At 70.1% G+C, this 10,255-nt stretch carries 9 protein-coding genes and 1 pseudogene; 9 read left to right on the top strand and 1 reads right to left on the bottom strand.

The window, feature by feature from the left end; all coding sequences use genetic code 11:
• The 8 genes and pseudogenes from LRX76_RS16925 to recO all read left to right on the top strand — a co-directional run.
• Positions 1–338, top strand: a pseudogene (locus LRX76_RS16925) (hypothetical protein); the annotation flags it as partial.
• A gap of 109 nt (positions 339–447) precedes the next feature.
• Positions 448–1,962, top strand: coding sequence for a DegQ family serine endoprotease (locus tag LRX76_RS16920; RefSeq protein WP_231806804.1), 1,515 nt, complete (start codon positions 448–450; stop codon positions 1,960–1,962).
• Between the two features lie 191 nt (positions 1,963–2,153).
• Complete coding sequence (lepA, locus tag LRX76_RS16915) at positions 2,154–3,947, top strand: translation elongation factor 4 (RefSeq protein WP_231806803.1); 1,794 nt, start codon at positions 2,154–2,156, stop codon at positions 3,945–3,947.
• A gap of 118 nt (positions 3,948–4,065) precedes the next feature.
• Positions 4,066–4,866, top strand: a complete 801-nt coding sequence (gene lepB / locus LRX76_RS16910; protein WP_231806802.1) for a signal peptidase I — start codon at positions 4,066–4,068, stop codon at positions 4,864–4,866.
• Between the two features lie 38 nt (positions 4,867–4,904).
• The gene (locus LRX76_RS16905; protein ID WP_231806801.1) at positions 4,905–5,282 is read left to right on the top strand and encodes a DUF4845 domain-containing protein; all 378 of its coding nucleotides are present in this window, start codon (positions 4,905–4,907) and stop codon (positions 5,280–5,282) included.
• Entirely contained in the window at positions 5,272–5,955 is a 684-nt protein-coding gene (rnc, locus tag LRX76_RS16900; protein WP_231806800.1) for a ribonuclease III, read from the top strand. The genes LRX76_RS16905 and rnc overlap by 11 nt, the downstream gene beginning before the upstream one ends.
• The gene (gene era / locus LRX76_RS16895; RefSeq protein WP_231806799.1) at positions 5,952–6,860 is read left to right on the top strand and encodes a GTPase Era; all 909 of its coding nucleotides are present in this window, start codon (positions 5,952–5,954) and stop codon (positions 6,858–6,860) included. Before rnc ends, era begins: the two co-directional genes overlap by 4 nt.
• Before the next feature lie 213 nt (positions 6,861–7,073).
• Positions 7,074–7,796 (top strand): DNA repair protein RecO, encoded by a 723-nt coding sequence (recO, locus tag LRX76_RS16890; protein WP_231806798.1) that lies wholly within the window; start codon positions 7,074–7,076, stop codon positions 7,794–7,796.
• Positions 7,797–7,987: 191 nt separating this feature from the next.
• Here the strand turns inward: recO and LRX76_RS16885 are convergent, their stop codons facing one another.
• Positions 7,988–8,692: a response regulator gene (locus tag LRX76_RS16885; RefSeq protein ID WP_231806797.1), complete on the bottom strand. Its 705-nt coding sequence runs from the start codon at positions 8,690–8,692 to the stop codon at positions 7,988–7,990.
• A 148-nt stretch (positions 8,693–8,840) separates the two neighbouring features.
• Here LRX76_RS16885 and rlmD point away from each other — a divergent pair, with 148 nt between their 5' ends.
• Positions 8,841–10,205, top strand: a complete 1,365-nt coding sequence (rlmD, locus tag LRX76_RS16880; protein WP_231806796.1) for a 23S rRNA (uracil(1939)-C(5))-methyltransferase RlmD — start codon at positions 8,841–8,843, stop codon at positions 10,203–10,205.
• The last annotated feature ends 50 nt before the right edge of the window (positions 10,206–10,255 follow it).

Raw genomic sequence — 10,255 nt, 5'->3', positions numbered from 1 at the left:
CGGCACGCCGCACGGTCGCCGCCACGCGCACGCAGCAGGCCGGCCGCGCCGCCGCCGCCGGCCGCCAGCCGGCGCCGCCGCAGCGCGCCGTCGCCAGTGCGACGCCCGTCGACGCCACCGTGGCCGCGCCGGCCGATCCGTTCGGGCATCGCCCGGAGACCCTGCAGGCCCGTCCGTGGCCGCGGTCGGTGGTGGCCCCGGCGGTGGCCGGCGGCGTGTTCAATGCCAGCGTCTCCGCCCAGCCCGGCCGCACCTTCTACCCGTTCGAGCCGCAGATGCCGGTCGAGATCGGCCCGGCCGGCGCGGACGACGACCTGCCGCCGCTGCCGCAGCCCTGATCCCCGCGCCCGGGCGCCAGCATTCGTTCCGGTCGATGCCTTCGGCCGCCCGGAACGCGGCCCCGCACGCATCCCTTCTTCCATCCATTCGCCTGGAGACGTGTCCGCGATGAACCCACGCATCCGCAACTACACCTTTGGCCTGCTGGCGATGACCCTGCCGCTGGCGGCCTGCGCGCAGCAGCCGGAGGCCGCCGCGCCGATCGCCACGCGCAGCGCCACGCCGGCGCCGCAGCTGGTCACCGGCCTGCCCGATTTCACCCAGTTGGTGGAGCAGGTCGGCCCCGGCGTGGTCAACATCGAGGCCGATGTCGCGCCCAAGGCCAGCCAGCGCAGGGGCGTGCCCGACATGGACCAGATGCCGGAGTTCTTCCGGCGCTTCTTCGGGCCTGATTTCCCCGGCCCGGGCGGGCAGGTTCCCGACCCGGACAGCCGCGGCGGCCGTTCGGTGGGTTCGGGCTTCATCATCTCCGCCGATGGCTACGTGCTGACCAACCACCACGTCGTCGACGGCGCCGACAAGGTCAAGGTCAAGCTGGCCGACAACCGCGAGTTCGACGCCAAGGTGGTCGGCAGCGATGCGCAGTACGACGTGGCGCTGCTGAAGATCGACGGCAAGAACCTGCCGACGGTGCGCATCGGCGACTCGCGCACGGTCAAGCCGGGGCAGTGGGCGGTTGCGATCGGTTCGCCGCTGGGGCTGGACCATTCGGTCACCGCCGGCATCGTCAGTGCCACCGGGCGCAGCAATCCCTACGACTCCGACCAGCGCTACGTGCCGTTCATCCAGACCGACGTGGCGATCAACCAGGGCAACTCCGGCGGTCCGCTGCTCAACACCCGCGGCGAGGTGATCGGCATCAACTCGCAGATCTTCTCCATGTCCGGCGGCTACATGGGCATCAGCTTCGCGATCCCGATCGACCTGGCGATGAACGCGGTCGAGCAGATCCGGACCACCGGCAAGGTCAGCCGCGGCCAGCTGGGCGTGCAGGTGGCGCCGATCGATTCGCTCAAGGCCCAGGGCCTGGGCCTGCCCGACAGCCGCGGTGCGCTGGTCAACGACATCGTCGCCGGCAGCGCCGCGGGCAAGGCGGGCGTGGAGGCCGGCGATGTCATCCGCAGCGTCAACGGCACCGCGATCAATGCCGCCAGCGACCTGCCGCCGCTGATCGGTGCGATGGCGCCGGGTACCAAGGTCCGCCTGGGCATCCTGCGCGACGGCAAGCCGCGCGAGGTCACCGTCACCCTGACCGCGCTGGAGGAAGGCGAGAGCCAGCTGGCCGCCGCCAACGACGACGGCGCCGGCCCGGCCGCCCCGCAGGCCGACAGCATCGACCTGCTCGGCCTGCGCGTGGCCGACCTGAGCGCCGCCGAGCGCAGGCAGCTCGGCCTGGAGGCGGGCCAGGGCGTGCGCATCACCGCCGTGGAGAGCGCCTCCGCGCGCGCGACCCAGCCTGCGCTGCGTCCGGGCATGGTGATCCTGCAGGTCGGCCGCGCCAAGGTCGGCAGCGTCGCCGAACTGAACCGGCAGCTGTCCGGGGTCAAGAAGGGCGACGTGGTCATGCTGCTGGTCCGCGCCGGGGCGAACACCAGCTTCGTCGCCATCCGCGCCGGCGAGTAGGCCGCGTGGCCGCCGGCACCCCGTGGATGGTGCCGGCGGCCGGATTTCCCGGCCGGCAGTCGGCCGCGGCCGCGTGCCCCGGGGCCGGCCCGTGCTGCGGGCGTGCCCGGCACGGCGTCCGGGCATGCGATAATCCTACGTTTCCCTGACGACGGCCGCGGCCGCCGCCCACCTCCATGTCATCCGATCCGATGCGGAACATCCGCAACTTCTCCATCATCGCCCACGTCGACCACGGCAAGTCCACGCTCGCCGATCGCATCATCCAGCTGTGCGGCGGCCTGCAGGCGCGCGAGATGGAAGCGCAGGTGCTCGACTCCAATCCGATCGAGCGCGAGCGCGGCATCACCATCAAGGCGCAGTCGGTGTCGCTGCCGTACACGGCCAAGGACGGGCAGACCTACCAGCTCAACTTCATCGACACCCCGGGCCACGTCGACTTTTCCTACGAGGTCAGCCGCTCGCTGGCCGCCTGCGAGGGCGCGCTGCTGGTGGTCGACGCCGCCCAGGGCGTGGAGGCGCAGTCGGTGGCCAACTGCTACACCGCGGTGGAGCAGGGCCTGGAAGTGGTGCCGGTGCTCAACAAGATCGACCTGCCCACCGCCGACGTGGAGCGCGCCAAGGCCGAGATCGAGGCGGTGATCGGCATCGACGCCGAGGACGCGGTGGCGGTCAGCGCCAAGACCGGCCTGAACGTGGAAGCGGTGCTGGAGGCGATCGTGCAGCGCATCCCGCCGCCCAAGCCGCGCGACACCGACAAGCTGCAGGCGCTGATCATCGACTCCTGGTTCGACAACTACCTGGGCGTGGTGTCGCTGGTGCGCATCATGCAGGGCGAGATCAGGCCCGGCAGCAAGATCCTGGTGATGTCCACCGGCCGCACCCACCTGGTCGACAAGGTCGGCGTGTTCACGCCCAAGCGCAAGGAACTGCCGGCGCTGCGTGCCGGCGAGGTGGGCTGGATCAACGCCAGCATCAAGGACGTGCACGGCGCGCCGGTCGGCGACACCCTGACCCTGGCCGCCGACCCGGCGCCGACGCCGCTGCCGGGCTTCCAGGAGATGCAGCCGCGCGTGTTCGCCGGCCTGTTCCCCGTCGATGCCGAGGACTACCCGGACCTGCGCGAGGCGCTGGACAAGCTGCGCCTGAACGACGCCGCGCTGCGCTTCGAGCCGGAGAGCTCGGAAGCCATGGGCTTCGGCTTCCGCTGCGGCTTCCTCGGCATGCTGCACATGGAGATCGTGCAGGAGCGGCTGGAGCGCGAGTACAACCTCAACCTGATCTCCACCGCGCCCACCGTGGTCTACGAGGTGCTCAAGACCGACGGCAGCATCGTGGCCATGGACAACCCGGCCAAGCTGCCGCCGGTGAACCAGGTCGAGGAGATCCGCGAGCCGATCATCCGCGCCAACATCCTCACCCCGCCGGACTACGTGGGCAACGTCATCACCCTGTGCGAGGAGAAGCGCGGCAGCCAGGTCGGCATCCAGTACATGGGCAGCCAGGTGCAGATCAGCTACGAGCTGCCGATGGCCGAGGTGGTGCTGGACTTCTTCGACCGGCTCAAGTCGGTCAGCCGCGGCTACGCCTCGCTGGACTACCACTTCGTGCGCTTCCAGGCCGGTCCGTTCGTGCGCGTGGACACGCTCATCAACGGCGACAAGGTCGATGCGCTGAGCATCATCGTGCACCGCAGCCACGCCGACCGCCGCGGCCGCGAGCTGTGCGAGAAGATGCGCGAGCTGATCCCGCGGCAGATGTTCGACGTCGCCATCCAGGCCGCGATCGGCTCGCAGATCATCTCCCGTTCCACGGTCAAGGCGATGCGCAAGAACGTGCTGGCCAAGTGCTATGGTGGCGACGTTTCGCGCAAGAAGAAGCTGCTGGAGAAGCAGAAGGAAGGCAAGAAGCGCATGAAGCAGGTGGGCCGGGTGGAAATCCCGCAGGAGGCCTTCCTGGCGGTGCTGCAGGTGGACAACAAGTGAGGCGGGATTCGGGAATCGGGATCGGGGATTGGCAAAGGCGCAAGCACAGCCGGTCTTTGCCGCCCGCTCCTGCGAATCCCCAATCCCGAATCTCCAATCCCGTTCCGAAGGAACCCGAATGAAATGGTTTGAAATCGCGCTGGTGGTGTTGACCCTGGCCACCGGCCTGATCTGGCTGCTGGATGCGCTGGTGCTGCGCAAGCGCCGCGCCGCGCGCGCCGGCCTGCTGGATACCGAGCCGGCGGTGGTGGACTACTCGCGCGCCTTCTTCCCGGTGCTGGCGGTGGTGCTGGTGCTGCGCAGCTTCGTCGCCGAGCCGTACAAGATCCCGTCCAGCTCGATGATGCCGAACCTGCTGATCGGCGACTTCATCCTGGTCAACAAGTTCGCCTACGGCATCCGCCTGCCGATCACCAATACCAAGATCATCCCGCTCGGCGAGCCCGAGCGCGGCGACGTGGTGGTGTTCAAGCCGCCGCATGCGCCGGACCAGAACTGGGTCAAGCGCGTGGTCGGCCTGCCCGGCGACCGCATCGGCTTCCATGGCGACACGCTCTACATCAACGGCGAGCCGCTGGAGTACGAGGTCAAGGGCGAGTACATCGGCAAGGGCCGCGGCGCCGAGATGACCGGCACCACGCTGCTCACCGAGGAGCTGCCGGGCCGGCCGCACACGGTGCTGGAATGGGTGGACCGCAACAACCCGGCCGGCCAGGGCGACTGGGTGGTGCCGGCCGGCGAGTACTTCGTGATGGGCGACAATCGCGACAACAGCGAGGACAGCCGCTTCTGGACGCAGACCCACTTCCTGCCCGAGCAGAACCTGCGCGGCAAGGCGTTCCTGATCTGGCTGAACTGCGAGGGCTGGCTGTGCAAGGGAAGTTTCGATCCCTCGCGGATCGGGACGGGTATCCAGTAGTGATGGGCCGGGTCGTCCCGGCGTCTGGGGAGACGCTGATGAATCGCAAGCAGGAAGGCATGACGCTGTTGTCGTTCGTGGTGGTGCTGGCCGTGGTCGGCTTCGCCGTGTACATCGGCATGAAGCTGTTCCCGATGTACCAGGAGTACTACTCGGTGCGTACGGCGATGAAGAGCCTGGCCGGCGAGCCGGGCAGCGCCGACATGGATCCCGCCAGGGCGCAGGACCTGTTCTTCCGCCGCCTGTACATCAGCTACTCCGAGAACGTGAAGCCGCAGAACGTCAAGTTCGAGCGGATCGACGGCGGCTGGAAGATGCGCGTGGCCTACGAGGTGCGGCGCCCGCTGCTGGGCAACCTCGATATCGTCGGCAAGTTCGACAGCACCCAGGAGCTGACGCGGCGCGGTGGCGAATAAGACCTTCCAACGAGGCGACCGGATCGGCCATGCGTTTTCCGATCCGGCCCTGCTGGCGCGGGCGCTGACCCATCGCAGCGCCGGTGCGCCGCACAACGAGCGGCTGGAGTTCCTGGGCGACAGCCTGGTGAACATGTTCATCGCGGAGATGCTGTTCCTGCGCTGGCCCAAGGCCGACGAGGGCACGCTGACCCGGGCGCGCGCCGAGCTGGTGCGCGAGTCCTCGCTGGCGGTGATCGCGCGCGAGCTGCAGCTGGGCGAGCGGCTGACGCTGGGGCCGGGCGAGATGAAGTCCGGCGGCTACCGCCGTGACTCGATCCTGGCCGACACGGTCGAGGCGGTGGTGGCGGCGATCTACCTGGACGCCGGCTTCGAGGCCTGCCGCGCGCGGGTACTGCCGTGGTTCGAGCCGCTGCTGGCGACGCTGCTGCCCTCCGGCAAGCCGGAGAAGGATGCCAAGACCCGTCTGCAGGAGTGGCTGCAGGCGCGCCAGCACACGCTGCCGGTGTACGAACTGGTCTGCGAGAGCGGCGACGACCACGCCAAGCATTTCCGGGTACGCTGCACCCTGGGCGAGCCCGCCGTCACCGCCGAAGGCGAGGGCACCTCGCGGCGCCTGGCCGAACAGCACGCCGCCGCCGCCGTCCTGGCACAACTGGATCCGAAAAAGTGAGCGAAGCGTCCCCTTATCGTTGCGGCAGCGTCGCCGTGATCGGCCGGCCCAACGTCGGCAAGTCCACCCTGACCAACGCCCTGGTCGGCGCCAAGGTCAGCATCGTCTCCAACCGGCCGCAGACCACGCGGCACCGGCTGCTGGGCATCGCCAGCTTCCCGGAAGGCCAGATCGTGCTGGTCGACACGCCCGGGCTGCACCGGGCACAGGCCAAGTTCTCCGCCACGGCGATGAGCCGGGTGATGAACCGCGCCGCGCGCGGCTCGCTGGAAGGCGTGGACGCGGGCCTGCTGGTGATCGAGGCCGGGCGCTGGGACGAGGAGGACACGCTGGCGTTCAACGTGCTCAGCGACGCCGGCGTCCCGGTGGTGCTGGTGGTCAACAAGATCGACCGCCTCAAGGACAAGGCCGCGCTGCTGCCGTTCCTGGCACAGATCAGCGAAGGCCGGCAGTTCGCCGCGGTGCACCCGGTCTCGGCGCTCAAGCGCAAGGGCCTGGAGGCGCTGGTGCGCGACCTGCTGGCGCTGCTGCCCGAAGCCGAGCCGATGTTCGGCGAGGACGAGATCACCGACCGCAGCCAGCGCTTCCTGGCCGGCGAACTGGTACGCGAGCAGCTGATGCGCCAGCTCGGCGAGGAACTGCCGTACGCGACCACCGTGGAGATCGAGCGCTTCGCCGAGGACGGCGCGCTGCTGCGCATCGGCGCGGTGATCTGGGTCGAGCGCGAGGGCCAGAAGGCGATCGTGATCGGCAAGGGCGGCACCCGTCTGAAGGAGATCGGCGCCAAGGCGCGGCTGCAGATGGAACGGCTGTTCGGCGCCAAGGTGTTCCTGGAGACCTGGGTGCGCGTGCGCGAAGGCTGGTCCGACGACGAGGCCGCGCTGAAGGCGTTCGGGTACGAGTGAGGCCGGGATTCGGGATTCGGGATTGGTGATTCGCGAAAGCGGCTCCCGTGGTCCCTTTGCCGTGCGTGGGTCGATCCGATCGCATCGACGGATCGATTGACAGCGCACCGCGGACTGCGATGCTGTCCCGAATCCCGAATCCCGAATCCCGAATCCCGAATCCCGAATCCCGAATCCCGAATCCCGAATCCCGAATCCCGGGGCCCTCCACCCATGCGCATCGACGACGAACCCGCCTTTGTCCTGCATGCGCGCCCCTGGCGCGAGACCAGCCTGCAGGTCGAGGTGCTGACCGAGCAGCATGGACGGGTCGGGCTGCTGGCGCGAGGGGTGCAGGGGCCGAGGAAGCAGGCGCTGCGTGCGGCGCTGCAGCCGTTGCAGTGGATCCGCTTTAGCGCCGTGCAGCGCGGGGAACTGGCGCAGCTGCGGCTGGCCGAGGCGCTGGACGCCGCCCCCCGGCTGGCCGGCGAAGCGATGCTGGCCGGCTTCTACATCAATGAACTGCTGCTGCGGCTGGCGCCGCGCGACGACCCGCTGCCGGAGCTGTACGAGGCCTACGCGCGGGTGCGCGGACGGCTGGCCGGCGGTGGCTCGCTGGCGTGGTCGCTGCGGCTGTTCGAGCGCGACCTGCTGGAGGCGCTGGGCTTCGGTTTCGACCTGCAGCACGACGCGGACGGCGAGCCGATCGACCCGGCGGCCCGCTACCTGCTCGATCCGCAGGACGGCGCCCGGCGCCTGCTGAGTGATCGCGGCGCCGAACAGCGCCGCGGCATGGCGACCGGCAGCGCGTTGCTGGCGCTTGCGCAGGGCGTGGTGCCCACGCAGGAGGACATGGCCAGCCTGCGCCGCAGCATGCGCGGGGTACTGCTGCACCACCTCGGCGGGCGCGGGCTCAAGTCGTGGGAGATGCTGGAGGATCTGGCCCGGCCGCGCTGAAGGCCGTGGAGGTGACGCGGTGGTCTCCTGCGTGGAGGTGACGCGGCGGTCCCTGTAGGAGCGACTTCAGTCGCGATGGGCTTTACCGGTAAGGCCCATCGCGACTGAAGTCGCTCCTACGAGTCCTGCGGTCGGCGTCACGATGGGACGATTCAGCGAGCGCCGCGAATCCGGCACCATGGATGGCCGCTTCAATCGTCCAGCAACGCAGCCGCTGCCTGCGAGAACGCCGCCATCGCCTCGGCCGAATCCGGCGCTTCGTGCAGCACGCGCGCCGCCCGGCCCAGCCGCTCGGCGCCGACGAAGCCGCAACTGGCCCGCAGCCGGTGCAGCTGGCCGCGCATGGCCGCACTGTCGCCCTGCGTGAAGGCGCTGGCGACGGCATCGCGGCTGCCCGGCAGCTCAGCCAGGAACAGGCCGCGCAGAGCGTCCAGGTGCGCGCGCTGGCCGTTGAGCGCCTTCAGCGCCGCCGCCTCGTCCCAGTCCGCCGGGGCTGCGTCAGCGGCCCCGGCGTCGATCTGCGGCAGCCGCCGCCGCACCGCCTGCAGCACCTCCCGTGGCGACAGCGGCTTGACCATCACCTCGGCGAATCCGGCCGACAGCAGCCGCTGCCGGGTCTCGATACTGCCATCGGCGGTATGCGCGATCGCCGCTGGCCGCGGATGGCGCGTGCGCAGCGAATGCAGCAGGTCGATGCCGCTGCCGTCGGGCAGGTTGGCATCGATCAGCCACAGTCCATGGGCGCTGGTGGCCGCCGCCAGCGCCAAAGCCACGGTGTCGGCCGCGTCCACCCGTGCCGGCAGCGATTCCAGTACCGCCAGCAGGAACGCACGGCTGATCGGGTCGTCCTCGACCAGCAGCAGCCGGGGGCCGTCCTGTCCCTGCAATGTCGTCATGGCCTGCCTCCCCGCCGGCCGCAGGCGGGCGGCCGCCGCCGCAGATTGCCGCGCCCGCGTTCGCCGGACAAGAGGCATGGCGGCGAGAACCTCGCTCGCCGCATCTGCGACAATAGCCGGCCCCAAGCCCGCAGCAGCCCTCCGCCACGTGGCCCGATCCAGATCCCGCTTCGACCGTACCCTGTTCCAGGCCTCCATCACCGACCTCAGCCACGACGGCCGCGGCGTCGCCCGCCGCGAGGGCGAGGGCGGCAAGGTCACCTTCGTCAGCGGCGCGCTGCCCGGCGAGACGGTGGTCGCCGAGCCGACCGCGCGCAGCCGCCACTTCGACGAGGCGCGGACGCTGGAAGTGCTGGAGGCCTCGCCGCAGCGGGTCACGCCGCGCTGCCCGCATTTCGGCGTCTGTGCCGGCTGCGTGCTGCAGCACCTGGCCGAGGATCGGCAGATCGTCGCCAAGCAGCGCGTGCTGATGGACAACCTGGAGCGCATCGGCCACGTCGTGCCCGAGGCGGTGCTGCCGCCGCTGGTCGGCGACAGCTGGGGCTACCGTCGCAAGGGCCGCTTCTCGGTGCGGCGGGTCGAGAAGAAGGACAAGACGCTGGTGGGCTTCCGCGAGCAGGACCCGCGCTTCGTCGCCGACCTGTCGGTGTGCTACACGGTGATCCCGCAGGTCGGCGAGCGCATCGCCGAGCTGGCGCAACTGGTCGAAGGTCTGGACGGGCGCCGCGACATCCCGCAGATCGAATTCATCGCCGGCGATCCCGCCGACGAACACAGCGGCGTGGCGCTGACCTTGCGCCACCTGCAGCCGTTGAGCGAGAGCGACCGGCAGGCGCTGGTCGCCTTCGCCCAGCGGCATCGATTTGCCGTGTTCCTGCAGCCCGGCGGCGTGGACAGCGTGCACCCGCTGTGGCCGGTCGTGCCCGATGGAGGCCGCGTGCCGCTGTCGTTCCGGCTGCCGCAGTGGGACGTGGAGCTGGCGTTCCGCCCGCTGGACTTCATCCAGGTCAACGCCAGCCTCAACCAGAAGATGATCGCCCTTGCGCTGCAGCTGCTCGACGCGCGGCCCGAAGACCGCGTGCTCGACCTGTTCTGCGGGCTCGGCAACTTCACCCTGCCGCTGGCGCGCACGGTGCGCGAGGCGGTGGGCGTGGAGGGCGAGGCCGGGCTGGTGGCGCGGGCGAAGGAGAACGCACAGCGCAACGGCCTGGACAACGCGCAGTTCTTCGCCGCCGACCTGACCGCCGACCAGCGCCAGGCGCCATGGATGCGCCAGGGCTTCGACAAGCTGCTGCTGGACCCGCCGCGCTCGGGCGCGATCGACGTGCTGCGGCAACTGCCGCTGAAGAAGTTCGAGCGCATCGTCTACGTCAGCTGCCACCCCGGCTCGCTGGCGCGCGATGCCGGCTTCCTGGTCAACGAGCAGGGCTTCAGGCTGCGCGCGGCCGGGGCGATGGACATGTTCCCGCATACCGCGCACGTGGAGAGCATCGCGGTGTTCGAGAGGCGGTGATTGGGGATTGGGGATTGGCAAAAGCCGGAGCCACGAGCCATGGGGTTATG

The organism is Stenotrophomonas sp. MMGLT7 (assembly GCF_021168555.1).
Lineage (GTDB): Bacteria > Pseudomonadota > Gammaproteobacteria > Xanthomonadales > Xanthomonadaceae > MMGLT7.
The sequence above is the reverse complement of the archived record's forward strand: the minus strand, read 5'-3'. Positions and strand labels throughout refer to the sequence as shown.

What these genes read in the sequence shown, in the direction of transcription:
- LRX76_RS16920 (WP_231806804.1), top strand. Translation starts at nt 448, where the DNA reads ATGAACCCACGCATCCGCAACTACACCTTTGGCCTGCTGGCGATGACC.
- lepA (WP_231806803.1), top strand. Translation starts at nt 2,154, where the DNA reads ATGCGGAACATCCGCAACTTCTCCATCATCGCCCACGTCGACCACGGC.
- lepB (WP_231806802.1), top strand. Translation starts at nt 4,066, where the DNA reads ATGAAATGGTTTGAAATCGCGCTGGTGGTGTTGACCCTGGCCACCGGC.
- LRX76_RS16905 (WP_231806801.1), top strand. Translation starts at nt 4,905, where the DNA reads ATGAATCGCAAGCAGGAAGGCATGACGCTGTTGTCGTTCGTGGTGGTG.
- recO (WP_231806798.1), top strand. Translation starts at nt 7,074, where the DNA reads ATGCGCATCGACGACGAACCCGCCTTTGTCCTGCATGCGCGCCCCTGG.
- LRX76_RS16885 (WP_231806797.1), bottom strand. Translation starts at nt 8,692, where the DNA reads ATGACGACATTGCAGGGACAGGACGGCCCCCGGCTGCTGCTGGTCGAG.